Source organism: Pinisolibacter sp. DMC100, from assembly GCF_056313705.1.
The window spans coordinates 757646-783262 of the sequence record NZ_JBQUZT010000001.1; the positions used below are offsets into that span (position 1 = coordinate 757646).

Consider the following 25617-nt stretch of genomic DNA (forward strand, 5'->3'; position numbering starts at 1 on the left):
GATCAGACGGCTTCGGCGGCGAGCACGGGCTCTTCGTCTTCGATGTCGAGGCCGGCGAGACGGGCGGCATCGGCGGCGATGAGACCTTCCTCGTCGGTCGGTATCACGGCGGCGAGGGTGGCGCGACCGCGACCGATGACCCCGGCCCTGCCGCCGAAGGTCGCGGCATTGGCCGCCTCGTCGATCGCGAAGCCGAAGACCGCGAGGTGCTTCAGCGTCATGGCGCGAATCCGCGCCGAATTCTCGCCGATGCCGCCGGTGAACACCAGAGCGTCGAAGCGCGGCAGCGAGGTCGCCAGCGCGCCGACGTAGCGGGCGAGGCGGTGGACGAAGACGTCGAGCGCCAGCTTGGCGCCCTCGTGGCCCTCGTCGGCGGCGGCTTCCAGCGTGCGGCAGTCGTTGGACAGTTCGGAGATGCCGAGCAGGCCGCTCTCCTTGTTGAGCATGGCGTCGAGCTGGAAGATGTCCTTGCCGCTGACGCGGGCGATGTGGGCGACGGCGCCGACGTCGATGTCGCCGGAGCGGGTGCCCATGACCAGACCCTCGAGCGGCGTCATGCCCATCGAGGTGTCGACCGAGCAGCCGTTCACCACGGCCGTCGCCGAGGCGCCGTTGCCGAGATGGGCGACGACGAGGCCGTGGTCGGCCGGGTCGAGGCCGAGGACGCGCACCGCCTCGGCGGAGACGTAGCGATGCGACGTGCCGTGGGCGCCGTAGCGGCGCACCCCGTGATCGCGGGCATAGACGCGCGGCACGGCGTAGGTATAGGCGGCCGCCGGCATGGTCTGGTGGAAGGCGCTGTCGAAGACGACGACCTGCGGCACGTTCGGCATCGCCTCGATGCAGGCGCGCAGGCCGATCAGGTGGGCGGGATTGTGCAGGGGCGCGAGCGGCGCGAGCTTCTCGATGTCGGCGACGACCTGCGGCGTGACGATCACGCTCTCGGTGAAGATGTCGCCGCCCTGGACGACGCGATGGCCGACGACGGCGATGCGGTCGAGCAGGCCCTCGTGGTCGAGCCGGGCGAAGAGCGCTGCGATGGCGCCGGCGTGGTCGCCACGCGTCAGATCGGCGATGGTCTTGGCGCCGTTCTCCTTGACGACGATGCGCGCCTCGGGAAGCCCGAGGCACTCGGCGATGCCCGAGACCAGAGCTTCGCCACCGCCGGCCGGCAGAAGCGTGAACTTCATCGACGACGAACCGGAGTTCACGACGAGCACGAGGCGGGACGACTGCGACATGGACAGGCCTTTCGGGCGGGCGACCAGGCAGGTCGCTACTCATCATATGACTTGGCCAATGTGATACCAAAGTAGGAATACTTTGGTATCAGTAAAGACCCCAGTCGGGGTCTCGACGAAGGCCGCGGGCCGCGCCTTTTTCGCGGGCCGGCCATGCGTTCGATGGATTCGTCGCCCGTTGGCCGGGGATGCCGCATCCCGCATCGGTCGACACGCGTCAGCGCGGCGGCCCGGCCCATGGGCGATCGGCCCCATCAAGTCTCTCGCGCCGCCCTCGCGGCCGGCACGTTCTACGTCACTGCTCTCGTTGCCGACGAGTCGGTCGATCGTCGCGCCCTCGTCAGTCTACTCCAGCTTCGCGACCGGCGGCAGCGCTCCGCGACCATTGGACGAAGGTCTTCCGCGACACGATCGCCGTTCGCCGCACGTGCGCGCGAGATCTGCCGTCGAAGACGGCGCGGACGACTTCCGATCGGTCGTCGCGATGTTTCTTATACGATCGTATTATTCCTCGGCTCTTGCTCGGACGCGCCGGTGCCGACAAGGATCGTCGAGAGGCGATCGTGTACGAAATCGACCGATTGGGCGCTCGTACATTCTCCGATCTCGCCGACGAATTGCCGCCGACGCGGATCGCCTTCCGTCGATGTTGCCGACATCTCCGGAGCGAGCGACCTCTCGCCCGACCTGCCGACGCCACCGGCCATACGACTGAGCGAGGCGTGCCATGCACGACGAAGTCGATACGATGAACGATCGCGATCTGAGCGAGTGGCGTCGTGGCGCGATCGCGGCCGAATCCGCCATTTCCGCCGCGCGTCGCAGCCGGGATTGGGAGGCGCTCGACCTTCTCGCCTCCGCCATGGGCCTCGGCCAGTCGCCTGCCGACCGCGGCGCCTGGGCGGCGATCTGCGATGCCCTGTGCAACGGCGGGCTGGTCCGCGGCGCCGCCGAATAGGCCGCCCCGTTCGCCGGCGGTCCGTCGCGCCACCGCTCCTGCGCCCCTCGCGGCGCGGCGTCCGTCCGTTCTGCCGCGGCTTTGCGATCCCCACGCTGCCGACGGTTCTGCCGCGTCCGCGCCGGTTGCGCCGGGCCTCCGGAGCTCGTTTCGGCCCGTTTTCGGTCCGGACGGGGGTGCGGCGTGTCGTCGCGCACGGTCTTCCGTGCCGGTCGATGCGGCTTGCGCATATCCATCCGTGTTTCTCCGCATTTTGCCGCGACGGATCGCTTGACAGCGCGAGATTGTTATAGAAAATAACTATTACAAAAATGAACATCGAGGAGCGAGATGCCCGTGTCCCAGTCCTCCGCGGCAGCGGCGGTCGCTGCCGGATCGCCGATCGTGGTCGAGCGGCGCGGCGACGTGCTCGTCGTCGGGCTCGATCGCCCCGCCAAACGCAACGCCATCAACGACGAGACCATCGAGGCGCTCGACGAGACCTTCTCGACGATTCCGCCCGACGTCCGTTCGGTGGTGATCCACGGCATCGGGCCGAACTTCTCCGCCGGCCTCGATCTCTCCGAGATCTCCGAGCGCGACGTCACCGAGGGCGTGTTCCATTCGCGCGCCTGGCATCGCTGCTTCGAGAAGATCGAATTCGGCCGTGTGCCGGTGGTCGCCGTGCTCCGGGGCGCGGTGATCGGCGGCGGCCTCGAACTCGCCTGCGCCGCCCATGTCCGCGTCGCCGAGAAGAACGCCTTCTACGCCTTGCCCGAGGGCCAGCGCGGCATCTTCGTCGGCGGCGGCGGTTCGGTACGCCTGCCCAAGCTGATCGGCGTCGCCCGCATGGCCGACATGATGCTGACCGGCCGCACCTATTCGGCGGCCGAAGGCGTGCCGCTCGGCTTCTCGCAGTATCTCGTCGAGGACGGCGAGGGCTTCGAGCGCGGGCTCGAACTCGCGACCAAGATGTGCGCCAACGCCCCCCTCACCAACTTCTCGGTGATCCAGGCCCTGCCGCGCATCGCCGATGCCGATCCGCGCGTCGGCTATCTCATGGAAAGTCTCGTCTCCGCCGTCGCCCAGGGCGACCGCGAGGCCAAGAGCCGCGTTCGCGACTTCCTCGAGAAGCGCGCCGCCAAGGTTTCCCGCCCGGACTGACCGGGCGCGGAGGAACACCCGACGAGCCGGACGAACCGGCCGTCGACGCCCGAACCGGGGCACGAGGAAACGAGGAGCCGACGCGGGGACCCGCGCGCTCCGGGGAGGGAACCATGAACGCCATGATACCGGCGATCGCGCCGATGCGTCTCTTCGGCAGGCTCGACCCCGTCGTCGAGAGCCGCCCCGACGGCATCATCGTCGTGCGCTCCGCCAAGCCGCTGCCGCACTATTCAGCCTCGCTGGTCGATCGGCTCGAACACTGGGCCAAGGTCACGCCGCATCGGGTGTTCCTGGCCGAGCGCGACCAGACCGGCGGCTGGCGCGAACTGACCTACGGTGCCGCCTTCGAACAGATCCTGCACATCGGTGCTGCGCTGCTCGCCCGCGACCTCTCGGTCGACGAGCCGGTGCTGATCCTGTCGGGCAACGGCATCGACCACGCGCTGCTCTCCCTCGCCGGCATGGCGGTCGGCGTGCCGACCTGCCCGATGTCGACGGCCTATTCGACCATCTCGCAGGATCTCGGCAAACTCGCCTATGCGATCGATCTCCTGACCCCGCGCCTGGTCTTCGCCTCCGACGGCGTCACCTTCGGCCGCGCTCTGAGGCTGGCGCGGAGCCGCGGCATCGAGATCGTCGTCTCCGACGACACCGCCGCCGAGCTCGGCGCCACCCGCTTCTCGAGCCTGCTCGACCGGCCGATCTCGTCGGCCGTCGTCTCGGCGCGCTCGGAGGTCGGTCCCGACACGATCGCCAAGTTCCTGCTGACGTCCGGTTCGACCGGCTATCCGAAGGCGGTGACCAACACCCAGCGCATGCTCTGCGCCAATCAGGCGATGCTCGCCGAGGCGCTGGCCTTCCTCAAGGACGAGCCGCCGGTGCTGGTCGACTGGCTGCCCTGGGCCCACACCTTCGGCTCGAACCACAACTTCGGCATCGCCCTCTACAACGGCGGCACGCTCTACATCGACGAGGGCAAGCCGATCCCGGCCGGCATCGGCGCCACCATCGCCAATCTGCGCGAGATCGCCCCGACCATCTATTTCAACGTCCCCAAGGGCTTCGAGGCGCTGCTGCCGCATCTGCGCGCCGACGCCGATCTGCGCCGGCAGTTCTTCTCGCGGCTGAAGCTGATGTTCTATGCCGGCGCCGGCCTCTCCAAGCCGATCTGGGACGCCTACCGCGAGCTGGCGATCGAGACGGTCGGCCGGCCGATCGCCTTCACCACCTCGCTGGGGTCGACCGAGACCGCGCCCGGCGCCCTCATCGGCGTGCGCGACGCCGATCGCCCCGGCATCGTCGGCGTGCCTCATCGCGGCGTCGAGCTGAAGCTGGTGCCCAACGCCGGCAAGCTCGAGGCCCGCCTGCGCGGCCCCAACATCACGCCCGGCTACTGGCGCCGCCCCGACCTGACGCAGGGGGTCTTCGATGCCGAGGGCTTCTATCTGATGGGCGACGCGCTGCGCCTCGCCGAGCCCAACAACTTCGCCGCCGGTTTCGAGTTCGACGGCCGCGTCGCCGAGGACTTCAAGCTGGCGACCGGCACCTGGGTCTCGGTCGGACCGCTCCGCACCGAGTTCGTCGGCCGCTTCGACCCGTTGGTCAAGGACGCCGCCGTCACCGGCCACGACCGCGACCACGTCGGCATGCTGGTCTTCCCCGACGAGGTCGAGACACGGAAGCTCGCGCCGCATCTCGCGCCCGAAACGCCCTTCGACGAGGTCCTCTGCGACCAGATGGTCAAGGACGTCTTCCAGGAAAGGCTCGCCGAACTCGCCCGCGAGGCGACGGGGTCGTCGACCCGCGTCACCCGGTTGGCGCTGCTCGCCACGCCGCCGTCGATCGACCTCGGCGAGGCGACCGACAAGGGTTCGCTCAACCAGCGCGCCGTGCTCGCCAACCGTGCCGCCGACGTCGAGGCGCTCTACGCCCCCGACGCCGCGCCCCATGTCGTCCGCATCTGAGGGACCGACCATGACCACCGTTCCGGGCGCCGTCGCGCTCGCCTTCGACGACGTCTTCATCCTCGACGGCGTGCGCACCCCCTTCTGCGACTACAACGGCCGGCTCTCGACCGTGTCGCCGACCGATCTCGCCATCAAGGTCGGCCGCGAGGCCTTGAGCCGCGCCGCCGTCGATCCCGCGACCATCGGCACGGTCGTCGCCGGCAACATGGCGCAGGCGAGTTTCGACGCCTATTTCCTGCCCCGCCACGTCGGCCTCTACTGCGGCGTGCCGGTGGAGGTGCCCGCCCATCTCGTCCAGCGCATCTGCGGCACCGGCGTCGAGGCGGTGGCTCAGGCAGCCGACGCGATCTCGCTCGGCCGGGTCGAGGCGGCTCTCGCCGTCGGCACCGAGTCGATGAGCCGCAATCCGGTCGCCGCCTATACCCATCGAAACGGCTTCCGCCTGGGTCAGATCGAGTTCAAGGACTTCCTGTGGGAGAGCCTGCTCGACACCGCCTGCCACACCACCATGGGCGGCACGGCGGAGAACCTGGCGAAGAAGCACGGGATCGGTCGCGAGGCGGTCGACGCCTTCGCCGCCCGCTCCTTCGCCCGTGCGCTGAAGGCGCGTGAAGAGGGCTTCTTCGACGACGAGATCGTCGCGGTCACCGACGAGACCTTCGAACGCGACGGCTTCGATCCCCGCGCGATCCGGCTGCCGAAGAAGGGCGACGTCGTCCGCGAGGACGACCACGTCCGCCCCTCGCCGATCGAGATGCTGGCGAAGATCCGTCCCGCCTTCGGCGGCGTCCAGACCGGCGGCAACTCTTCGGCGATCGTCGACGGCGCCGCCGCCGTGGTGCTCGCCTCGGGCAAGCGCGTCCGCGCCGAGGGCCGTCGCCCGCTCGCCCGCGTGGTGGCTGCGGCCTCCGTCGGCGTCGCGCCCGACCACATGGGCATCGGCCCGGTGCCGGCGATCCGCGCGGTCTGCGCCAAGGCCGGCATCGCCGTCGGCGAGGTCGACCGCGTCGAGATCAACGAGGCCTTCGGCGCCCAGGTCATGGCCTGCGCCATCGAACTCGGCCTCGACGAGGAGAAGCTCGACGTCAACGGCGGTGCCATCGCCATCGGTCACCCGCTCGGGGCGACCGGCGTGCGCCTGACGCTGACCGTCGCCCGCGAACTGCGGCGCCGCGGCCTCAGGTGGGGCATCGCCTCGGCCTGCATCGGCGGCGGTCAGGGCATCGCCGTCCTCGTCGAGAACCCGGAAGCGATGGGAGAGCGCTCATGAAGATCGAAGGTTCGATCGCCGTCGTCACGGGCGGCGGCTCCGGCCTCGGCCGGGCAACCGCCGAGGCACTGGCGGCCAAGGGCGCGAAGGTCGTGATCGTCGACCGCAACGAGGCGGCGGCGACCGAGGTGGCCTCCGCGCTCGGCGGTCTGGCGATCGCCCTCGACGTGGCCGATGCCACGGCGGCCGAGGCCGCCTTCGCCCGTATCGAGCGCGAGCTGGGCGCCGCCCGCATTCTCGTCAACTGCGCCGGCATCGGCATCGCCAAGCGGGTGCTCGGCAAGGAGGGCCCGCAGGCGCTCGCCGATTTCGAGACGGTGATCCGGGTGAATCTCCTCGGCTCCTTCAACATGCTTCGGCTCGCCACCGCCGCGATGAGCCGGCTGGAGCCTCTGGACACCGGCGAGCGCGGCGTGGTGATCAACACCGCCTCCGTCGCCGCCTTCGAGGGCCAGATCGGACAGGCCGCTTATGCGGCCTCGAAGGGCGGCATCGTCTCGATGACGCTGCCGATCGCCCGCGAGCTCGCCCAGTTCGGCATCCGCGTCAACGCCATCGCCCCCGGTCTCTTCCTGACGCCGCTGCTGCTCGGGCTGCCGGAGGAGGCGCGCGCCTCGCTCGGCCGCTCGATCCCCTTCCCGGCACGCCTCGGCGAGCCGTCGGAATTCGCGGCGCTCGCGGTCGCCATGGCCGAGAACGCCTATCTCAACGGCGAAGTGGTCCGCCTCGACGGCGCCCTTCGCATGCAGCCGCGGTGAGGCCGATGTTCGTCAACCGACGCACCGTGCGGATCGAATGGGCCGACTGCGACGCCGCCGGCATCGTCTTCTATCCGCGCTATTTCGCGATGTTCGACAGTTCCACCCATCACCTCTTCGAGGCGGTCGGCTGGAAGAAGCGCGATCTCATCGCCGACTTCGACATCATCGGCTACCCGATGGTCGATACCGGCGCGAAGTTCTCCGTGCCCTCGTCCTTCGGCGACGACGTGGTGATCGAGACCCGGGTGGTGAAGTTCGGCCGCTCGAGCTTCGAGATCGCCCACCGCCTGCTGCGACCCGGCCCCGACGGCGGCGAGATCGTCGCCATCGAAGCGCGCGAGATCCGCGTCTGGGCCGGCCGCGATCCCGACGATCCCAAGAAGATGAAGCCGAAGGCGATCCCGGACGAGGTGATCCGCCGGCTCTCGACCCCGAACGGCTGACCGGCCGGCGGACGCATTCGGGCGACCGGCGCGAGAAGATGCCGGCGCCCCTCGAGGAAACGCGAAAGAGGAGGAACTCCCGTGACCGATCGCATGTCGCAGTTCTCGCGACGGGCCCTGCTGGGCGCCGTCTTCGCCGTCGGCCTCGCCGCTCCGGCGCTCGCCGACGCGCCGGTCATCAGGGTCGGCGTGACCATCTCGACGACCGGCCAGGGCGCCGCCCTCGGCATTCCCGAGAAGAACACGCTCGAGGTCGTCGCCAAGGACTACGGCGGGGCGAAGCTGGAGATCGTCCAGCTCGACGACGCCGGCGATCCGACCAACGCCACCACCAATGCCCGCCGCCTCGCCACCGAGGACAAGGTCGACATCCTGATCGGCTCGTCGGTCACCCCCGCCACCATCGCGGTGGCCGGCGTTGCCTTCGAGGCGGCGCTGCCGCATTTCGCCCTCTCGCCGATGCCCTTCCAGCCGGGCCGCGAGAAATGGACCTTCGTCATGCCGCAGCCGGTGCCGCTGATGGCCAAGGGCCTATTCGAGAACATGAAGGCCAAGGGCGTCAAGCGCGTCGGCATCATCGGCTTCTCCGACAGCTGGGGCGATCTCTGGGTCAAGGAGTTCAAGGCCTCGGCCGAGCCCATGGGCCTCGAGATGGTCGCCGACGAGCGCTACGCCCGCGCCGACACCTCGGTCGCAGGCCAGGTGCTGAAGCTGGTCGCCTCGCGTCCCGACGCGGTGCTGGTCGGTGCTTCCGGTACCGCCGCGGCGTTGCCGGTCATCGGCCTGCGCGAACGCGGCTTCACCGGGCCGATCTACCAGACCCACGGCGCCGTCACCCGCGACTTCATGCGCATCGCCGGCAAGTCGGCCGAGGGCGTGATCTTCACCGCCGGCCCGGTCGTCGCCGCCGACGCGCAGGAGGCTTCCGCCCTGACGAAGGCGCCGGGCGTCGCCTACACCACGGCCTATGAGGCGAAGTTCGGCGCCGGCTCCGTGACCCAGTTCGGCGCCCACATGAACGACGTCTTCGAACTCCTGAAGCGCGTCGTCCCGGTCGCTCTGAAGACCGCCAAGCCCGGCACGCAGGAGTTCCGCGAGGCGATCCGCGCCGCGCTCGAGAGCGAGAAGGAACTCGCCGCGAGCCAGGCGGTCTACAACTACACCGCCGCCAACCACTACGGCGTCGACGATCGCGGCCGCATCCTGATCACCGTGAAGGACGGCAACTGGGCGATCGTGAAGTGATCCTCGTCCCTCGCCGGAAGGCGAGGGCTCTCCCCCCGAGACGAAACTGCCCCGCGCCGGTTTCCCGACGCGGGGCATTTTTCATGGGGGGCCGTCCGGCGGCGCGGGCCGCCGGGAGCCGCATCACTTCGCCAGCTTGCCGGCGATCTCGGCGACGTGACGGCCCTGGAAGCGGGCGGCGTCGAGCTCGATCTTGGAGGGCTGACGCGAGCCGTCGCCGTCGGAGATGGTGGAGGCGCCGTAGGGCGAGCCGCCCTTGATCTCGTCGACGCCCATCTGGCCGGCGAAGGAATAGGGCAGGCCGACGACCACCATGCCGTGATGCAGCAGGGTCGGCATGAAGCCGAGGATGGTCGATTCCTGACCGCCGTGCTGGGTCGCCGACGACGTGAAGACCGAGCCGACCTTGCCGATCAGCTTGCCGGTGAACCAATGGCCGCCGGTCTGGTCGATGAAGGCGCGCATCTGCGAGGCGACGGTGCCGAAGCGGGTCGGCGCACCGAAGATGATCGCGTCGTAGTCCGGCAGTTCCTCGACGGTGGCGATCGGCGCGGCCTGGTCGAGCTTGAAGTGGGCGCCCTTGGCGACCTCTTCCGGAACGGTCTCCGGCACGCGCTTCACCACGGCTTCGGCGCCGGCCGAACGGGCGCCCTCGGCGACCGCGTTCGCCATCGTCTCGAGGTGGCCGTAGGAGGAATAGTAGAGAACGAGGACCTTGGTCATGGGAATCTCCGGGGCGCATCGCGCCGTCTTCGAGGGGGAACCGTGTCGTCGCGGAGCGGGAGCCCGCGGCTCGATCGGGAGAATGACTTAGGTCCTCCGCGATGCCCATCCCCGGGTCGGCGAATGGATCGTTCGACGATAGGAAACGATGACGTTTCGTCGTCGGTGCTTGCGTCGACGGCTCCGATGGGGGATCAAGCCCTCGCGGTCTCCGGAATCGGTTCGGTCCGGACCGTGCCGGAGGGATCGGAATGAGCGACGTGGTGGTGATCGGCGGCGGGCCGGCGGGTTTGATGGCGGCGGACGTGATCGCGACGGCGGGCCATCGCGTCACCATCGTCGATCGGATGCCCTCCTTCGGCCGCAAGCTCCTGATGGCCGGACGCGGTGGGCTGAACCTCACCCATTCCGAGCCGCTCGACCGGCTGCTGACGCGCTACGGCGAGGCGGTGTTCCGCCTGCGCGGCGCCATCCTCGCCTTCCCGCCCGAGGCGCTGCGCGCCTTCGCCGCCGATCTCGGCCAGGAGACCTTCGTCGGCTCGTCCGGCCGCGTCTTTCCGAAGTCGTTCAAGGCCTCGCCGCTGCTGCGCGCCTGGGGCAGGCGCCTCGCCGATCTCGGCGTGGAGAGCCGCACCCGCCTGCGCTGGACCGGCTTCGTCGACGGCGTGCCCGTCTTCCGCGACGCCGCGGGCAACGAGGAGCGACTGGCCGCCGACGCCGTGGTCCTGGCGCTCGGCGGCGCGAGCTGGCCGCGCCTCGGTTCCGACGGTGGCTGGACGACGATCCTCGAGGACCTCGGCATCGCGGTGGCGCCGCTCGCACCCACCAACTGCGGCTTCGACGTCGCCTGGACCGACATCTTCCGCGACCGTTTCGAGGGCGCGCCGCTGAAGCGTGTGGCGATCCGGTTCGACGACGAGGTCTCGATCGGCGAGGCGATGGTGACGCGCCGCGGCCTCGAGGGTGGGGCGATCTATCCGCTGTCCGCGGCGATCCGCGACCGCATCGCCGCCGAAGGCTCGGCGACGGTGGTCTTCGATCTGCGCCCCGGCGTCGCGGTGGAGGAGATCGCCCGCTCGATCGGCGATGCCCGCAAGGGCGACAGCATGGCCAACGTCCTGCGCAAGAACGCTGGCCTCGCGCCCGTCGCCGCGGGTCTCCTGCGCGAAGGCGCCGGCGGCAAGTTGCCGAGCGCGCCGGACGATCTCGCCGCGTTGGTCAAGGCGGTGCCGATCCGCATCTCCGGCATGGCGCCGCTCGACAAGGCGATCTCCTCGGCCGGCGGTATCCGCTTCGACGAGGTCGACGCCCGTTTCATGCTGAAGAAGCAGCCGGGCGTCTTCGTCTGCGGCGAGATGCTCGACTGGGAGGCGCCGACCGGCGGCTACCTGCTGCAGGCCTGTTTCTCGACGGGACGCGCGGCGGGCGAGGGCGTGGTGGCGCGGCTCGCGGCGGGCTGAGGCGGGACGGCGAGGTCGGTGCACGGGTGCGCGATGCTTCGAGACGGCGTTCTTCGCACGCCTCCTCAGCATGAGGCGTATGTGTTTGTATCGAAATAAGAAAAAAGACGCCTCATGCTGAGACGGGCGACCGCCGGTCGCCCGTCTCGAAGCATCGCGCACGGACAAATCACGCCGGTCGAATCGACGGCGTCACGCCCCGGTGACAGCCGTCACCGTCAGCGCCCGCAGCCGTTCCGGCAGCGCCGGCACCAGCTCCAGCGCCGCCGCGTGGCCGGTCTCCGACATCTTCGCCCAGGTCTTGGCGACGATGTCGACGATCTTCTCGTCGGTGTATTTGGCGCCGAAGGCGGCGAACTCGTGCTCGAGGAAGACCAGCGCGGCGCAGTCCTCGATCGTCTGGGCGTCCGGATCGCGCTTCAGCCGTTCCTTGCGGACGATCGAGCCGACGCGGGCGATCTCGTCCTCGCTCCAGCCGGTCTCGGCCATCAGCTGGCCGACCACCGCGGCATGGTGGATCTTCAAGGCGTTGCGCCAGGCGAAATAGCCCGGCTTGTCCATCGGGTACGACCCGCGCGGCATGTCGAAACGGCGGACGTGCTGGGCGCGCGCCGCGATCCGCACGAGATCGGAGGCCTCCGGCGCGAGCGTCTCGAGCCGCGCCGTCATCCGCTCGCCGTAGACGAGGGCCTGCGGCCGCAGCGTGCCGGCATCGTCGATCGTGGTCGGATCCTGCGCGTTCTCGGCATCGATCCGGGCGAAGACGGCGGCGAGCCGGTCGGCGGGAGCGTTGGTCGTCAAGGGCGGGGTCCTTTCCCGAGACCGCGCGGCGGTCAGACGAAGAGGGCGAGCGCGAGGACGGCGAGCGAGACGGCGCCGACGACGAGGGCGAAACGTTCGACTCGGCCGTGGCGGCGGTCGGCACGGGCGATCGCCTCGACCGTCTCGGCATCCAGCCGAATGCCGCCGTCGGCCCAGCGCGCGGCGGCGTCCGACACCGTCTCCAGCCGTTCGGCGAGGCGCGGCAGCGCCAGCGCCAGCCGGCCGGCGGCGCCGGCGGAGGAGGCGACGTCGGCGATCCGGGCGGTCGGACCGAGGTTCTTCTCGACCCATTCGCGCACGACGGGCTCGCTGACCGCCCAGATGTCGAGGTCGGGATCGAGCACGCGCGCGACGCCCTCGACCACCACCATCGTCTTCTGCAGCAGGATCAGCCGCGGCTGCGTCTTCATGTCGAAGACGTCTGTATATTCGAAGAGCTGACCGAGCAGGCCCGCCATCGAGATCTCGCTCGGCGGACGGTCGCGCAAGGGCTCGCCGACGGCGCGCAGCGCCTGGGCGAAGACCTCGAGCTCCTGCGACGCCGGCACGTAGCCGGCCTCGAAGTGGACGCGCGCCACCCGCATGTAGTCGCGGGTGATGAAGCCGTAGAGGATCTCGGCGAGGAAGCGCCGCTCGGAGGGCGCGAGCCGCCCGGTGATGCCGTAGTCGACGGCGACGAGATCGCCCTTCGCGTCGACGAACAGGTTGCCCTGGTGCATGTCGGCGTGGAAGAAGCCGTCGCGCATGGCGTGACGCAGGAAGGACTGCATCACCACCTTGGACAGGCGGATCGGGTCATGCCCCGCCGCGGCCATCGCCTGCGGCTCGCCGAGCTTCAGCCCGTCGATCCACTCGAGCACCAGCACGTTGCGCCGGGTGCGTTCCCAGTCGACCGTCGGCACCCGGAAGTCCGGGTCGGTGGCGGTGTTCTCCGCCATTTCCGACAGCGCCGCCGCCTCGAGGCGGAGGTCCATCTCGAGCCGCACCGAGCGGGCGAGCGTGTCGACGATCGCGATCGGCCGCAGCCGCCGGGTGAAGGGCGCGACGGTCTCGATCAGCCGGGCGGCGAGATAGAAGGCGGCGAGATCACGCCGGAAGCGCGCCTCGACGTCGGGGCGCAGCACCTTGACGGCGACGTCGCGCTCGACCCCGTCGCGGCCGCGGATGCGGGCCTTGTGGACCTGCGCGATCGAAGCGGCGGCGACCACGTCGCCGAAGGCGAGGAAGGCCTCGGAGATCGGCTTGCCGACGGCCTTCGCGACGATCGCGCGCGCCTCGTCGGAGGGGAAGGCCTCGACCCGGTCCTGCAGCGCCTCGAGATCGTCGGCGAGCGTCCGGCCGATCACGTCGGGCCGGGTGGCGAGGAACTGGCCGAGCTTGATCCACGACGGACCCAGCCGGTTCAGCGCGCGGCTGGCGCGTTGGCCGCGCGAGACGCCCTCGGCGTCGCGGCGTTCGACGAGGGAGACGGCCCACAGCCCGAGGCGGGCGAGCGGCGGCGGATCGGGCGGGGCGACGGCGGTGACGACGCCCTCGCGGGCCAGCACCCAGCCGGCGCGCGCGAGCAGGAACAGCGATCCGATCACCCGAGCCATCGCGTCAGATCTTCCAGCCGGAATGGATCGCGGCGATGCCGCCGGTGAGGTTCTGATAGTCGACGCGCGCGAAGCCGGCGTCGCGGATCATCTCGGCGAACTTCTCCTGGGTCGGGAAACGCCGGATCGATTCCACCAGATAGCGATAGGGCTCGCCGTCGCCGGCGATCACCTTGCCCATCAGCGGGATCAGATTGAAGGAGAAGGCGTCGTAGATCTTGTCGAGGCCGGGGATCACCACCTGGGAGAACTCGAGCACCAGGATGCGTCCACCCGGCTTCAGCACGCGGTAGGCTTCCGACAGCGCCTTGTCGATGCGCGGCACGTTGCGGATGCCGAAGGCGATCGTATAGGCGTCGAAGCGGTTCGCCTCGAAGGGCAGTTCCTCGGCATTGGCCTCGACGAAGTCGAGATTGTCGGAGAGCCCGCGCTTCTCGGCGCGCTCGCGGCCGACACCCAGCATCGAGCCGTTGATGTCGGAGACGGTGACCTTGGCCTTGCGGTCGGACTTCTCGACGATGCGGAAGGCGATGTCGCCGGTGCCGCCGGCCATGTCGAGCGATTCCCACGGGCGCCGGCCGATCTTCGGCGGCGACAGTTTCGACACCATCGCGTCCTTCCACAGCCGGTGCAGGCCGCCCGACATGACGTCGTTCATGATGTCGTAGCGGGTGGCGACCTTGTGGAAGACGTCGTCGACGAGGTGCTGCTTCTCCTCGAGCGGCACTTCGCGGAAGCCGAAGGAGGCGGTGGAGCCGCCCCCCGTTCCGCCCGTCTCGCCGATCGCCGGCCCTTCGGCGGCGGCGCGGTTCGGGGTGGCGGCGGCGGCGGCGGGATCGTGCGACATGGACTGGCTCCGTTGGTGCGCCGGACCATAGCCGATGCACGCGCGCGACGCCAATCGTCCCTCACCCCTCGCGGCGACGAAGCCCCTCGAGCCGGGCGACGGCGTCCTCCGGCAGCGCCGTCGAACGCCGCGTCGCGTCGTCGACCAGCACGACGACCGAGACGCCGCGGGCGCAGAGCAGACCGTCCTGGAAGATGCCCTGTTCCAGCGCGATCGACGAGCGGCCGACCTTCGTCACCGCCGTGCCGATCTCGACCGTGCCCGGCCAGTGGATCTCGGCGACGAGATCGATCTCGAGCCGCGCCAGCACGAAGGAGCGCCCGGGCGCGAGCAGCCCCTTGTCGGCGTCGAGGATCAGCTCGACCCGGCCGGTCTCGAGGAAGGTGGCGAAGACGGCGTTGTTGACGTGGCCCTGACGGTCGGTGTCGCCGTAGCGCAGCTTGTCGAAGGCGCGGACGGGATAGGCGTCGAGGATCGGCGTGGTCATCGCGGGCTCCGGTCGGCGGCGCATCGTCGCGCCGCCGCCATCATCGCCTCGGGCGTGCCCTGCCCGTCAAGAGCCTGACGTGTTCGGCAGGCGACCGTCTCCGCGCGCGGCTCACGCCTTCTTGAGGAACTCGACGCGCAGGACGAGGCCCTTCACCTTCTCGGCGTTGCACTCGATCAGGTCGGTGTCGTCGGTCAGGCGGATGTTCTTGACCAGCGTGCCGCGCTTCAGCGTGACCGAGGTGCCCTTGACCTTGAGATCCTTGATCAGGGTGACGCTGTCGCCGTCCTTGAGGACGTTGCCGTTGGAATCGCGGGTTTCGGACATGTTTGGCCTCTCGAAATGTCGGAGCCGCTCCCTCGCATGACGAAGCGCCGCTGTCGACCCGGCGGCGCGAACAATCGTCTTGCGTCGCCGCGGGAGCGGCATTTCCGATCGTCTCCGCCACTTCGGGGATGCGGTACACGACAACGCACGCGCCCGCACGCAAACGTGATCACATCCGGACTGTTCATTTACGATTCGTCAACCATCTGACCAACTCCGGGGAGACGCTTAAATCGATTCGAAGCATGATCTCCCTCTGGCCGAGAGACCCCATGGAGGTGGCCAATGAACAGGACCTCGAAGTCTGTCGCCCTCCTCTCCGCTCTCGCCGTGGTCGGCGTGTCCGCACTCGCCGTCGCACGGGACGAGGCGCCGATGCCGGGTGATCGCGCCGGGTCGTCCCTGCTGACGACCGATTCCTGCCCGCCCTCCGCCTGCACGATCGTCTGGCGGACCGACAAGGGCGGCCCGCCCTCGACGGTCGTCGCGGTCGACTGACGCCGAAGCATCGCAATCCGTCCGCCCTCCGCCCGTTCCCCCCCTGGATCCCGACCCGGGCGTGAGATGCGACGACGGCCAGCCGGCGGCGAGGAGGCTCCCTCGCCGCCGGTTCGCCGGTTCTGCGATGTTCGATGAAGACGATCAGTCGATCCGGGCGAGGCGTCGGAGCATGCCGACCAGAGCTTCGCGGCCACCGTCGCCGAGGAAGGCGCCGAGGTCGATCTCCTGTTGCGCCTGTTCGGCGCGGGCGGTCGCCAGGAGCTTCTCGCCGGCTTCCGTCAGCACGACCGCATGACTGCGCCGATCGGTGGTCGAGCGCGTGCGCTCCGCCAGACCACGACGCTCGAGTTCGTCGAGCATGGCGACGAAGTTCGGCCGCTGGATGCCCAGCGCCGCCGCGATCTCCGACTGTTTGCGGCCCGGATTGTCGCCGATCACCAACAGCACCGAATATTGCGCCGGCTTCAGATCGAGCCGGGCGAAACGCCGTGCGAAGTCCTCGAAGACCGCGAGCTGCGCCCGCCTGAGCGTGTAGCCGATCACGCCGTCGAGCCCCGACAGGTCGAGATCGCCCGCGGCCGCGTTCGTATCCCCCGTCTCCTCGATCTCGTCGATCGTGGCGCGCGCCGGCACGCGCCGCGGTCGGCGTGCCTTTGCGGCGCCCTCGACGGGGCGGGGGGCGGTCTCTCGCATGCTCATCGAAGGCCTCTCGGACGCGTCGTCCGATCTTTCCGTCATGTCTCGTCTTGCTCTTATACGGGATAATAGTTATGCTGTATATCAAATTAGAACGAGAACATCGGGAGGGACGTCTCGTCCCCGGACATCGCGAGAATCCGCCGATTCACGAGGCCTTCGCTTCGTGGAGACGGTCCCGTGCGGGATGAATCACGAGGGGGCGAAGCCGGTGGACGGCACGATTCTGCTCTTCCTTCTGCAGGACGGTATCACGAACGGGGCGATCTACGCGCTCCTGGGCCTCGCCCTGGTGCTGGTCTTCGCGGTCACGCGCGTCGTCTTCATCCCGCAGGGGGAATTCGTCGCCTTCGGCGCCCTGACGCAGGCCCTGCTCGAGGCCGGCAAGCTGCCGGGCACGGTCTGGCTGCTCGCCGGCTTCGGCGTCGCCGCCTTCGTCTTCGACATGGTCGCCGCGGCGCGCGAGGGCGCGATCGGCCGCCGCCTCCTGCCCGCCGTCCTCTTCGACCTGGCGCTGCCCGGCGCCGTCGTCGCGGCGGCCTTCGCGATCGCCGGCCGGGGCTACGGACCGGCGGTGCATTTCGCCCTGACGCTCGCCCTCGTCACGCCGCTCGGGCCGCTGCTCTACCGCGTCGTCTTCATGCCGATCGCCGGCGCCTCGGTGCTGACGCTGATGATCACGGCCGTCGGCGTCCATCTGGCGCTGGTCGGCCTCGGCCTCGTCTTCTTCGGCGCCGAGGGCCTGCGCGCCCCGCCGATCTCCGACGCCATGGTGACGGCCGGGCCGCTCCTGATCACCGGTCAGTCGATCGCGGTCTATGCCCTCACCGCCGTCACCATCGTCGCGCTCTGGCTGTTCTTCGAGAGGTCGCTGTGGGGCAAGGCCCTGCGCGCCACGGCGGTCAACCGCCTCGGCGCCCGCCTCGTCGGCATCCGCACGTCCTTTGCCGGCAAGCTCGCCTTCGCGCTGGCCGCGCTGATCGGCGCGCTCTCCGGCATCCTCGTCGCGCCGCTCGCCACGATCTACTACGACACCGGTTTCATCATCGGTCTCAAGGGCTTCGTCGCGGCGATCGTCGGCGGGCTGGTCAGCCATCCGCTGACCGCCGCCGCGGCGCTGGGCGTCGGCATCGTCGAGGCGCTCGCCTCCTTCTTCGCCTCCGACATGAAGGAGATCGTCGTCTTCATGCTGGTGATCCCGGTGCTGCTGTGGCGCTCCTTCGGGCAGCCCCACGTCGAGGAGGAGGATTGAGGCCATGAACCCGCGCCACGTCTTTCTCGCCTTCGTCGGCTTCCTCGTCGTCGTGCCGCTCATGCCCTTCGTGCCGGTCTTCTGGATCGGGCTCCTGGGCAACGTCGGTCTCGCCGCCCTCGTCGCCATGGGGCTGGTGCTGCTGACCGGCGTCGGCGGCATGACCTCCTTCGGCCAGGCCGCCTTCTGCGGCTTCGGTGCCTATGCGACCGCGGTGCTCACCACGCGGTACGGTTGGTCGCCCTGGGCCGGCCTGCCGGTGTCGCTCATGGTCTCCGGCGCCGTCGCCTGGGTGCTGGGGCTGATCACCGTGCGGCTCTCCGGTCACTTTCTGCCGCTCGGCACGCTCGCCTGGGGCCTCTCGCTCTATTACCTCTTCGGCAAGATCGAGCTCCTCGGCCGCCACGACGGCATTTCCGGCATCCCGCCGCTGGAGATCGCCGGCCATGCGCTGACCGATCCGCGCGCCGTCCACTTCGTGATCTGGGGCGCGGTGATCGGCGCGGCGATCCTGACGACGCATCTCCTCGACGGCCGCATCGGCCGAGGCATCCGCGCCCTGCGCAAGGGCCAGATCGCGGCCGAGGCCTTCGGCATCGACGCGAGCCGCACCAAACTCGTCGTCTTCGTCTGGGCGGCGCTGCTCGCCGGCCTCTCGGGCTGGCTCTACGCCCATGTCCAGCGCACGGTGACGCCCTCGCCCTTCGGGCTCAATGCCGGCATCGAATATCTCTTCATGGCGGTGGTCGGCGGCTCCGGCCAGATCTGGGGCGCGGTGGTCGGCGCCGGTCTGGTGACGCTGCTGAAGGAGGCGCTGCAGCGCCTCGTGCCCGCGGTCTTCGGCACGTCGATGCAGCTCGAGGGCGTCGTCTTCGGCCTCGTCCTCGTCGTCCTCCTCCAGGTCGCCCGCGACGGCGTCTGGCCGCATCTGGCGAAGCTCCTCGACCAGCGCCCGAAGACCGCCCCCGAGACCGCCGATCCGCTCGCCCGCCGCACAATCGACCGCGCCCGCAGGACGCCGCTCCTGGTGCTCGAGGCGGCGCGCAAACAGTACGGCGGCCTGACCGCGGTCAACGACGTGTCGTTCCGCGTCGGCCGCGGCGAGATCGTCGCGCTGATCGGCCCCAACGGCGCCGGCAAGAGCACGACCTTCAACCTCATCACCGGCGTGACCCGGCTGACCGCCGGCCGCGTCGCCTTCGACGGCGCGACCATCTCCGGCACCGGACCGCAGGCGATCGCCGGCCGCGGCGTCGCCCGCACCTTCCAGCACGTCAAGCTCGAGCCCGAGATGACCGTGCTCGAGAACGTCGCCATGGGCGCGCATCTGCGCGGCCGGGCCGGGCTCCTCGCCACGCTGCTGCGCCTCGATCGGCGCGACGAGGCGCGGCTGCTCAAGGAAGCGGCGACCCAGATCGAACGCGTCGGCCTCGCCGAGCACATGACCAAGCCGGCGGGATCGCTGGCGCTCGGCCAGCAGCGCGTCGTCGAGATCGCCCGGGCGCTCGCCATGGATCCCGAACTGCTGCTGCTCGACGAACCCGCCGCAGGCCTGCGCCACTTCGAGAAGGAGGCGCTGGCGGACCTGCTGAAGAAGCTGCGCGCCGAGGGCATGAGCGTGCTGCTGGTCGAGCACGACATGGGCTTCGTCATGGGGCTGACCGACCACATCGTGGTGCTCGACTTCGGCACCAAGATCGCCGAGGGCCCGCCCGAGGTCATCAAGACCCATCCGGCGGTGCTCGAAGCCTATCTCGGAGGTGCGGCATGAACGACGCGCTGCTCGAAGTCTCGTCCGCCGCCGTCGCCTACGGCAAGGTTCAGGCGGTGCGCGGCGTCTCGCTCGCGGTCCGCGCCGGCGAGATCGTCACGGTGATCGGCGCCAACGGCGCCGGCAAGTCGACGCTGCTCAACGCCACGATGGGCGCGCTGCCGCTCGCATCCGGGTCGATCCGCTTCGCCGGGCAGGACGTCGGCCGCCTCGGCGTCGAGGAACGCGTCGCCCTCGGCCTCTGTCTGGTGCCGGAGCGGCGCGAACTCTTCTCCACCATGACGGTCGAGGACAATCTGGTGCTCGGCGGCTTCCGCGTGCCGCGCGCCGTCGCCCGCGACACGATCGCCGAGGTCTACGACCGCTTCCCGCGTCTGAAGGAGCGCCGCGACCAGCTCGCCGGCACCATGTCGGGCGGCGAACGCCAGATGCTGGCGATGGGCCGCGCCCTGATGAGCCGGCCGAAGCTGCTGATGCTCGACGAGCCGAGCCTCGGCCTCGCGCCGCGCATCGTCGCCGACATCTTCCGCATCGTCGCCGATCTCAGGGCCTCGGGCGTCGCGATCCTGCTCGTCGAGCAGAACGCGCGGGCGGCACTCGCGAGCGCCGACCACGCCCACGTGATGGAACTCGGCGAGGCGATCGCCTCCGGCCCCGCCGCGGATCTCGCCCGCGACGACCGCATCGTCGAAAGCTACCTCGGCTTCCACTGAGCCGGCAGAGGAGACGCCCATGAGCTGGCGCGCGCCCGTCGAAGACATCCTCTTCACCCTGACCGCCATCGCCCCCGGCCCCGGCGGCGAACCGGCGATGGACCGCGACGACCTCGTCGCCATCCTCGAGGAGGCGGCGAAGTTCTGCGAAGACCGGATCGATCCGCTCGACCGCGTCTCCGACACGGTCGGCGCCGCATGGTCCGACGGCCGCGTCGCCACGCCGCCGGGCTTCCGCGAGGCCTATGCCGACTGGGCGGCGGCCGGTTGGAACGGGGTCGCGCAACCGGAGGCCTTCGGCGGCTCGGGCCTGCCGACGGCGGTCGGCACCGCGACGATGGAGATGCTGACCTCGGCCTGCATGGCGCTGTCGACCCTGCCGGTGCTGAGCCAGGGCGCTGCCGACGCGCTCGAGGCCCATGCATCGGAAGAGATCAGGGCGAAATACCTGCCCAATCTCGTCGCCGGAACCTGGACCGGCACGATGAACCTGACCGAGCCGCAGGCGGGCTCCGACCTCGCGCTGCTGCGGACGAAGGCGGTGCCCGCCGGCGACGGCACCTATCGGATCACCGGCCAAAAGATCTTCATCACCTTCGGCGAGCACGATCTGGCGGAGAACATCCTCCATCTGGTGCTGGCACGGCTGCCCGATGCGCCGGCGGGCGTGAAGGGCATCTCGCTCTTCCTGGTGCCGAAGCGCTTCGTCGGCGACGACGGTTCGCTCGGGGCCGAGAACGACGTGCGCTGCGCCGGCATCGAGCACAAGCTCGGCATCAAGGGGTCGCCCACCTGCACCATGGTCTTTGGTGACCGCGGCGGGGCGATCGGCTGGCTGATCGGCCGTGAGAACGAGGGGCTCGCCTGCATGTTCACGATGATGAACAAGGCGCGGCTCGCGACCGGGCTCCAGGGCGTCGCCATCGCCGAGAAGGCGACGCAGAAGGCGCGGGCCTATGCCCTCGAGCGACGGCAGGGCCGTGCCGAGGGCTTCCCCGCCCCGGCGCCGATCGCCGCCCACCCGGACGTCGCCCGCACGCTTTCCCGGATGCAGGCGCTGACCGTGGCGGCGCGGTCGATCGCCTATTGCGCCGCGACCGCCATCGATCGCGCCCACGCGGCCCCGACGGCGGAAGCCCGCGCCGCGGCGGATCTCCGCGCCGGGCTGCTGACCCCGATCGTCAAGGCGTTTGCGACCGACGTCGGCTGCGAGGTCGCCTCGCTCGGCGTGCAGATCCACGGCGGCATGGGCTTCGTCGAGGAAACCGGCGCCGCCCAGCTCTTCCGCGACATCCGCATCGCCCCGATCTACGAGGGCACCAACGCCATCCAGGCGATCGACCTCGTGATGCGCAAGATCGGCCGTGACGGCGGCGCCGACGACGCCCGCCTGATCGCCGAGGCACGCGGCGACGTCGAGGCCGGCCGGGCGATCCTCGGGGCATCCGCCGCCCGTCTCGACGCGGCGCTCGACGCGCTGGAGACGGCGACGGCGCATCTTCTTTCGGGCGAGACGAAGGACGCCGATCGCCTCCTCGTCGCCCAGATCCATCTCCGCCTCTTCGGCCTCGCGCTCGGCGGCGCCCTCCTGACCCGAGGCGCGGTCGCGGCGGGAGCCGGAGGGGCGGAGACCCGAACCATGATCGAACCGGGGGCGGAGACCAGGTGGAGCCGCATGGTGCGGATCTTCGCCGAGGATCTGGCGGTCGAGGCGCCGAGCCTTCTCGCCCGCATCGTCTCGCCGCACGCCCGCCTCGACGACTACCGCGCCCTCGCCGGCCTCGCCTGAGGCCGGCGGCGTATCTCGCCGATCAGCCCTCCGCCGTCTTCGCGGCCGCGTTCTCGCGCACCATGCGGGTGACGGTGAGATGGTCGGTCTTGCCGGTGCCGAGCAGCGGCATGGTCTCCCAGACGACGACTTCTGACGGGATCATCAGCTCCGACGCGCCGATCGAGCGCGCCGCCGTCTGGATGTCGGCGCGGGAGGCGTTGGCCTGGGTCGTGACCAGGATCACCCGTTCGCCCTTCTTCGGGTCCGGCACCGAGGCGGCCGAGGCCGGGGCATCGGGCCAGGCGATCGCCGCGAGCTTCTCGATCGCCGCGAGTGACACCATCTCGCCGCCGAGCTTGGCGAAGCGCTTGGCGCGGCCGAGGATGGTGACGAAACCGTCGGCGTCGATCGAGACGATGTCGCCGGTGTCGTGACGGCCGTTCGCCGGCGGCTCCAGCACGCCCGGCGCCTCGGCCCGGAGGTAGCCGAGCATGACGTTCGGCCCTTCGAGATGGAGGCGTCCGCCGACCGCGACGCCCGGCACCGGCTCCAGCGTCGGCACCATGCCCGGCAGCAGCCGGCCGACCGTGCCGAAGCGGTTGAACATCGGCGTGTTGAGGGCGACGACCGGCGCCGTCTCGGTGACGCCGTAGCCCTCGAGGATGCGCAGGCCGAACTTCTCCATCCAGGTCCGCCGCGTCGTCTCCTTCACCGGCTCGGCACCGGCCACGACGTAGCGCAGCGAGCGGAAGTCGTAAGGGTGCGCGGCGCGGGCATAGCCGGCGAGGAACGTGTCGGTGCCGAAGAGGATCGTGGCGTTGAAGCCGTAGACCAGTTCCGGCACCACCCGGTAGTGCAGCGGCGAGGGATAGAGGAACACCGGCACGCCGGAGACCAACGGCAGCACCAGACCCGCCGTCAGGCCGAAGGAATGGAAGATCGGCAGCACGTCGAGCACCTTGTCGGCGCGGCCGAAGTCGATGCGGGCCGCCGCCTGGGCGGTGTTGGCCAGCATGTTGCGCGACGACAGCACGACGCCCTTGGGCGTGCCCTCCGAACCCGAGGTGAAGAGCACCGCCACCCGGTCGTCGGGGCCACGCCGCACGATCGGCCGCTTCCAGAACAGCAGGGCGCGGAGCTTGTCGAACGTGCCGATGGTGCCGCGCACGTCCTCGAGGAAGAGGAAGGCGACCTGCCCCGACAGCGCCTCGAGGAGGGGCGCCAGACGGGCCTTCTCGACGAAGGCGCGCGAGGTGACGATGGTGCCGATCTCGGCCGCCTTCACCGCCGCGCCGATGTTGGCGGCACCCGCGGTGAAGTTGATCATCGCCGGCACGCGCCCGGCCGAATGGATGCCGAAGAAGGCGGCGACCGCGGCATTGGCGTTGGGCATCATCAGGCCGACCGCGCCGTCGACCGGGGCGAGTGCGGCGAGCTTCTCGCCGAGCACGCGGGCGCCGATCAGCAGCTTGCGATAGGTGAGGGTGCCCGAGACCGGGTCCTCCAGCGCCACCCGCGACGGACCCTCGTGCAGGGCGGCGTCGATCAGCGCGTCGATCACCGAGCGGTCGACGTGGGCGGTGCGATAGAGCAGGTCCGACATCACGTCGTAGAGCGCCGAGCCAGCGGCGCGGCGGCGCGCACGGCCGGCGAGCGTCGGGTCGAGGCTGAGCGGCCGGCCCGGCAGCACGGTCACCCGCACCTTGGGGAACAGTCGACGGCGCACCAGCGAGCCGTCGAGGCGGGTGAGGAAGGTCTGTTCCAGTCCCTCGATGCGGACCGGGATGACGTCCGCGCCGGTCTTGGAGGCGACGAGGCCGGCGCCGTCGTAGACCTTCATCAGCGAGCCGGTGACGGTGAGGCGGCCTTCCGGGAAGATCACCAGCGGATCGCCGCTCTCCACGCCGTGGATCAGCGTGCGCGTCGCCATCGGCTTCAAGGGATCGAGTGGCATGGCGCGCGCGACCTTGAGGAAGGGCTTCACCCACCACTTGCGGGCGATGCCGCTGTCGATGGCGAAGACCGGCTCGCGCTCCATCAGGGCGAGGGCGAGGCCCGCGTCGAGGAAGGAGACGTGGTTCAGCGCCACCACGGTGCGCGGTCCGAGCTTCTCGAGATGCTCGGCGCCCTCGACCTCCAGCCGGAAGAAGATGCGGTAGATCAGGAAGAGTGCGTCGCGCATCGGGTGCGACGGCAGCGTCCGCCAGGTCACGACCGAGACGACGAGGCCAACCACGCCGACCGCGATCCACACCGCCGGGAAGCTCGCGCCGGCGGCCTGCGCCGCGGCCACCGCGAGCGCGGAGACCGTCATAATCGCGGCGTTGAGCACGTTGACGGCGGCGACGACCCGGGCGCGCGCCGCTTCCGGCGCCCAGCCCTGCAGCGCGGCGAAGACCGGGACGATCCACAGACCGCCGGCGACCGCCAGCACGAACATGTCGACGGCGAAGCGCCGCGTCGTCGGATCGGCGAATGCGCCGGCGACGCCGAGCACGCCGTTGCGCGGCGCCACGTGCGCGAGTGTCCAGGCGGCATCGAGCGCGGCGCCGGCGATGACCAGTCCGGCGAGCGGCGTCGTCACCAGCACGGTGCGATGGCCCGACAGCCAGGCGGCGAGGCCGGAGCCGATGGCGATGGCGATCGCGAAGACCGCGAGCAGCAGCGTGACGAGCTCGTCGGCGCCGCCGAGCGGTCCCTTGACCACGGTCGGCAACAGGGCGAGCGCCACCGCGCCGACCGCCCAGAACCAGCTCGAGGCGAGACCGGCCCACAGCAGACGCCGGTCGGCGGCGAGATCGCGCAGCAGGCCGAGGGTCGAGGCGAAGATGTTGGCGCGGATCGGCAGGCCCGGCACGCCGCGGCCGGTCATCGGCATCGTGTAGGCGGCGACGACCGAGCCGACCGCGAAGACGATCATGATGAAGGCGAGGCTGAGCGGATCGCCGCCCTCGGAGGCCGCCCAGCCGCCGATCACCGTGCCGATCAGGATGGCGAGGAAGGTCGCCGCCTCGATCAGCGCGTTGCCGGCCGGCAGCTCGCCCTTGTCGAGCTGGTCGGGGAGGATGCCGTACTTCACCGGCCCGAACAGCGCGGCGATGATGCCGAAGCCGAGGAGGGCGGCGAAGAGCGTCGGGATCGAGTGGAGCGCGAAGCCGGCGACCGCGAGTCCCGCCACCGGCAGTTCGGCGAGCTTCAGCCGCCGCGCCACCAGCGCCTTGTCGAAACGGTCGGCGATCTCGCCGCCCAGCGCCGAGAAGAAGAAGAACGGCGCCATCAGCGTCGCCGCCGCGAGCGCCACCAGCGGCCCCGCCGCTTCCGCCCCCAACCGCCAGAGAATCAGGAAAACCAGGGCGTTCTTCAGGAAGTTGTCGTTCAGCGCCGAAAAGAACTGACACCAGAAGAGGCCCGCGAAACGGCGGGTCGTGAGGAGGGATCGCGACATCGGGTTCGTTTCCTGCGCCCTGAATTCGGTTTTCGCCGATCCTCACCGCTTCTTCGCCGGACGCAATCCCGAAAGAGCACGGATCGTGGATTTGTTTTGAACAACGTTCAATACGTGTGACACGAAACCGGGCGGGGTGCAAGAGGGGGTGGGGGCGGTTTCGGGATTGCGGTTGG

22 protein-coding genes are annotated in these 25617 nt (G+C 70.1%); 13 read left to right on the forward strand and 9 right to left on the reverse strand.

Annotated elements, in window-relative coordinates; all coding sequences use genetic code 11:
* Positions 1 to 2: 2 nt before the first annotated feature.
* On the reverse strand, positions 3 to 1241 hold the full coding sequence (locus ACT541_RS03530; protein ID WP_476134308.1) for an acetate/propionate family kinase: 1239 nt from the start codon (positions 1239 to 1241) through the stop codon (positions 3 to 5).
* Between the two features lie 727 nt (positions 1242 to 1968).
* On the opposite strand from ACT541_RS03530, the gene ACT541_RS03535 reads away from it, so the two are divergent.
* The 7 genes from ACT541_RS03535 to ACT541_RS03565 all read left to right on the forward strand — a co-directional run bounded on the left by ACT541_RS03535 (position 1969) and on the right by ACT541_RS03565 (position 9031).
* Positions 1969 to 2199, forward strand: a complete 231-nt coding sequence (locus tag ACT541_RS03535) for a hypothetical protein (RefSeq protein WP_476134310.1) — start codon at positions 1969 to 1971, stop codon at positions 2197 to 2199.
* A gap of 336 nt (positions 2200 to 2535) precedes the next feature.
* Positions 2536 to 3342, forward strand: coding sequence for a crotonase/enoyl-CoA hydratase family protein (locus ACT541_RS03540; RefSeq protein ID WP_476134312.1), 807 nt, complete (start codon positions 2536 to 2538; stop codon positions 3340 to 3342).
* Positions 3343 to 3455: 113 nt separating this feature from the next.
* On the forward strand, positions 3456 to 5309 hold the full coding sequence (locus ACT541_RS03545) for a feruloyl-CoA synthase (RefSeq protein ID WP_476134313.1): 1854 nt from the start codon (positions 3456 to 3458) through the stop codon (positions 5307 to 5309).
* Between the two features lie 10 nt (positions 5310 to 5319).
* Positions 5320 to 6582 (forward strand): thiolase family protein, encoded by a 1263-nt coding sequence (locus ACT541_RS03550; protein ID WP_476134315.1) that lies wholly within the window; start codon positions 5320 to 5322, stop codon positions 6580 to 6582.
* Positions 6579 to 7340: an SDR family NAD(P)-dependent oxidoreductase gene (locus ACT541_RS03555; protein WP_476134316.1), complete on the forward strand. Its 762-nt coding sequence runs from the start codon at positions 6579 to 6581 to the stop codon at positions 7338 to 7340. Before ACT541_RS03550 ends, ACT541_RS03555 begins: the two co-directional genes overlap by 4 nt.
* 5 nt (positions 7341 to 7345) lie before the next feature.
* Positions 7346 to 7786, forward strand: coding sequence for an acyl-CoA thioesterase (locus tag ACT541_RS03560; protein WP_476134318.1), 441 nt, complete (start codon positions 7346 to 7348; stop codon positions 7784 to 7786).
* A 93-nt stretch (positions 7787 to 7879) separates the two neighbouring features.
* Positions 7880 to 9031: an ABC transporter substrate-binding protein gene (locus tag ACT541_RS03565; RefSeq protein WP_476136019.1), complete on the forward strand. Its 1152-nt coding sequence runs from the start codon at positions 7880 to 7882 to the stop codon at positions 9029 to 9031.
* 123 nt (positions 9032 to 9154) lie between these two features.
* On the opposite strand, the gene wrbA is transcribed toward ACT541_RS03565, so the two are convergent.
* Positions 9155 to 9754: an NAD(P)H:quinone oxidoreductase type IV gene (gene wrbA, locus ACT541_RS03570; RefSeq protein ID WP_476134319.1), complete on the reverse strand. Its 600-nt coding sequence runs from the start codon at positions 9752 to 9754 to the stop codon at positions 9155 to 9157.
* Between the two features lie 251 nt (positions 9755 to 10005).
* On the opposite strand from wrbA, the gene ACT541_RS03575 reads away from it, so the two are divergent.
* Positions 10006 to 11214 carry a TIGR03862 family flavoprotein gene (locus tag ACT541_RS03575; protein ID WP_476134321.1) on the forward strand — a complete coding sequence of 403 codons (1209 nt, stop codon included), beginning with the start codon at positions 10006 to 10008 and terminating at the stop codon, positions 11212 to 11214.
* A gap of 192 nt (positions 11215 to 11406) precedes the next feature.
* Here the strand turns inward: ACT541_RS03575 and ACT541_RS03580 are convergent, their stop codons facing one another.
* The 5 genes from ACT541_RS03580 to ACT541_RS03600 form a co-directional block, all read right to left on the reverse strand.
* On the reverse strand, positions 11407 to 12015 hold the full coding sequence (locus ACT541_RS03580) for a DUF4202 domain-containing protein (RefSeq protein ID WP_476134323.1): 609 nt from the start codon (positions 12013 to 12015) through the stop codon (positions 11407 to 11409).
* A gap of 32 nt (positions 12016 to 12047) precedes the next feature.
* On the reverse strand, positions 12048 to 13631 hold the full coding sequence (gene ubiB, locus ACT541_RS03585; protein ID WP_476134325.1) for a 2-polyprenylphenol 6-hydroxylase: 1584 nt from the start codon (positions 13629 to 13631) through the stop codon (positions 12048 to 12050).
* 4 nt (positions 13632 to 13635) lie between these two features.
* Positions 13636 to 14478 (reverse strand): bifunctional demethylmenaquinone methyltransferase/2-methoxy-6-polyprenyl-1,4-benzoquinol methylase UbiE, encoded by an 843-nt coding sequence (gene ubiE, locus ACT541_RS03590; RefSeq protein WP_476134327.1) that lies wholly within the window; start codon positions 14476 to 14478, stop codon positions 13636 to 13638.
* A 61-nt stretch (positions 14479 to 14539) separates the two neighbouring features.
* Positions 14540 to 14965: an acyl-CoA thioesterase gene (locus tag ACT541_RS03595; protein WP_476134328.1), complete on the reverse strand. Its 426-nt coding sequence runs from the start codon at positions 14963 to 14965 to the stop codon at positions 14540 to 14542.
* 111 nt (positions 14966 to 15076) lie between these two features.
* Entirely contained in the window at positions 15077 to 15292 is a 216-nt protein-coding gene (locus tag ACT541_RS03600) for an alkylphosphonate utilization protein (protein ID WP_476134330.1), read from the reverse strand.
* Between the two features lie 285 nt (positions 15293 to 15577).
* Between ACT541_RS03600 and ACT541_RS03605 the strand changes: the two genes are divergently transcribed.
* The gene (locus tag ACT541_RS03605; protein ID WP_476134332.1) at positions 15578 to 15790 is read left to right on the forward strand and encodes a hypothetical protein; all 213 of its coding nucleotides are present in this window, start codon (positions 15578 to 15580) and stop codon (positions 15788 to 15790) included.
* A 144-nt stretch (positions 15791 to 15934) separates the two neighbouring features.
* Here ACT541_RS03605 and ACT541_RS03610 read toward each other — a convergent pair whose 3' ends face one another.
* The gene (locus ACT541_RS03610; RefSeq protein ID WP_476134333.1) at positions 15935 to 16492 is read right to left on the reverse strand and encodes a MarR family winged helix-turn-helix transcriptional regulator; all 558 of its coding nucleotides are present in this window, start codon (positions 16490 to 16492) and stop codon (positions 15935 to 15937) included.
* A gap of 208 nt (positions 16493 to 16700) precedes the next feature.
* On the opposite strand from ACT541_RS03610, the gene ACT541_RS03615 reads away from it, so the two are divergent.
* Genes ACT541_RS03615 through ACT541_RS03630 form a run of 4 tightly spaced genes read left to right on the forward strand, consistent with a single transcriptional unit; the run spans position 16701 to position 22014 of the window.
* On the forward strand, positions 16701 to 17741 hold the full coding sequence (locus ACT541_RS03615; RefSeq protein ID WP_476134334.1) for a branched-chain amino acid ABC transporter permease: 1041 nt from the start codon (positions 16701 to 16703) through the stop codon (positions 17739 to 17741).
* A gap of 4 nt (positions 17742 to 17745) precedes the next feature.
* Complete coding sequence (locus tag ACT541_RS03620) at positions 17746 to 19512, forward strand: branched-chain amino acid ABC transporter ATP-binding protein/permease (protein ID WP_476134336.1); 1767 nt, start codon at positions 17746 to 17748, stop codon at positions 19510 to 19512.
* Positions 19509 to 20225 (forward strand): ABC transporter ATP-binding protein, encoded by a 717-nt coding sequence (locus tag ACT541_RS03625; protein ID WP_476134337.1) that lies wholly within the window; start codon positions 19509 to 19511, stop codon positions 20223 to 20225. Before ACT541_RS03620 ends, ACT541_RS03625 begins: the two co-directional genes overlap by 4 nt.
* Before the next feature lie 19 nt (positions 20226 to 20244).
* Positions 20245 to 22014, forward strand: a complete 1770-nt coding sequence (locus tag ACT541_RS03630) for an acyl-CoA dehydrogenase family protein (RefSeq protein ID WP_476134338.1) — start codon at positions 20245 to 20247, stop codon at positions 22012 to 22014.
* Positions 22015 to 22036: 22 nt separating this feature from the next.
* Here ACT541_RS03630 and ACT541_RS03635 read toward each other — a convergent pair whose 3' ends face one another.
* Positions 22037 to 25441 carry an acyl-[ACP]--phospholipid O-acyltransferase gene (locus ACT541_RS03635; RefSeq protein WP_476134339.1) on the reverse strand — a complete coding sequence of 1135 codons (3405 nt, stop codon included), beginning with the start codon at positions 25439 to 25441 and terminating at the stop codon, positions 22037 to 22039.
* Positions 25442 to 25617 lie beyond the last annotated feature (176 nt).

Excerpts from the sequence above, each read along its gene's own strand:
- ACT541_RS03575 (WP_476134321.1), top strand. The coding sequence starts at position 10,006 with ATGAGCGACGTGGTGGTGATCGGCGGCGGGCCGGCGGGTTTGATGGCG.
- ACT541_RS03555 (WP_476134316.1), top strand. The coding sequence starts at position 6,579 with ATGAAGATCGAAGGTTCGATCGCCGTCGTCACGGGCGGCGGCTCCGGC.
- wrbA (WP_476134319.1), bottom strand. The coding sequence starts at position 9,754 with ATGACCAAGGTCCTCGTTCTCTACTATTCCTCCTACGGCCACCTCGAG.
- ACT541_RS03535 (WP_476134310.1), top strand. The coding sequence starts at position 1,969 with ATGCACGACGAAGTCGATACGATGAACGATCGCGATCTGAGCGAGTGG.
- ACT541_RS03545 (WP_476134313.1), top strand. The coding sequence starts at position 3,456 with ATGAACGCCATGATACCGGCGATCGCGCCGATGCGTCTCTTCGGCAGG.
- ACT541_RS03610 (WP_476134333.1), bottom strand. The coding sequence starts at position 16,492 with ATGAGCATGCGAGAGACCGCCCCCCGCCCCGTCGAGGGCGCCGCAAAG.
- ubiE (WP_476134327.1), bottom strand. The coding sequence starts at position 14,478 with ATGTCGCACGATCCCGCCGCCGCCGCCGCCACCCCGAACCGCGCCGCC.
- ACT541_RS03620 (WP_476134336.1), top strand. The coding sequence starts at position 17,746 with ATGAACCCGCGCCACGTCTTTCTCGCCTTCGTCGGCTTCCTCGTCGTC.
- ACT541_RS03605 (WP_476134332.1), top strand. The coding sequence starts at position 15,578 with ATGAACAGGACCTCGAAGTCTGTCGCCCTCCTCTCCGCTCTCGCCGTG.
- ubiB (WP_476134325.1), bottom strand. The coding sequence starts at position 13,631 with ATGGCTCGGGTGATCGGATCGCTGTTCCTGCTCGCGCGCGCCGGCTGG.
- ACT541_RS03550 (WP_476134315.1), top strand. The coding sequence starts at position 5,320 with ATGACCACCGTTCCGGGCGCCGTCGCGCTCGCCTTCGACGACGTCTTC.
- ACT541_RS03600 (WP_476134330.1), bottom strand. The coding sequence starts at position 15,292 with ATGTCCGAAACCCGCGATTCCAACGGCAACGTCCTCAAGGACGGCGAC.
- ACT541_RS03635 (WP_476134339.1), bottom strand. The coding sequence starts at position 25,441 with ATGTCGCGATCCCTCCTCACGACCCGCCGTTTCGCGGGCCTCTTCTGG.
- ACT541_RS03625 (WP_476134337.1), top strand. The coding sequence starts at position 19,509 with ATGAACGACGCGCTGCTCGAAGTCTCGTCCGCCGCCGTCGCCTACGGC.
- ACT541_RS03565 (WP_476136019.1), top strand. The coding sequence starts at position 7,880 with ATGTCGCAGTTCTCGCGACGGGCCCTGCTGGGCGCCGTCTTCGCCGTC.
- ACT541_RS03630 (WP_476134338.1), top strand. The coding sequence starts at position 20,245 with ATGAGCTGGCGCGCGCCCGTCGAAGACATCCTCTTCACCCTGACCGCC.
- ACT541_RS03560 (WP_476134318.1), top strand. The coding sequence starts at position 7,346 with ATGTTCGTCAACCGACGCACCGTGCGGATCGAATGGGCCGACTGCGAC.
- ACT541_RS03595 (WP_476134328.1), bottom strand. The coding sequence starts at position 14,965 with ATGACCACGCCGATCCTCGACGCCTATCCCGTCCGCGCCTTCGACAAG.
- ACT541_RS03530 (WP_476134308.1), bottom strand. The coding sequence starts at position 1,241 with ATGTCGCAGTCGTCCCGCCTCGTGCTCGTCGTGAACTCCGGTTCGTCG.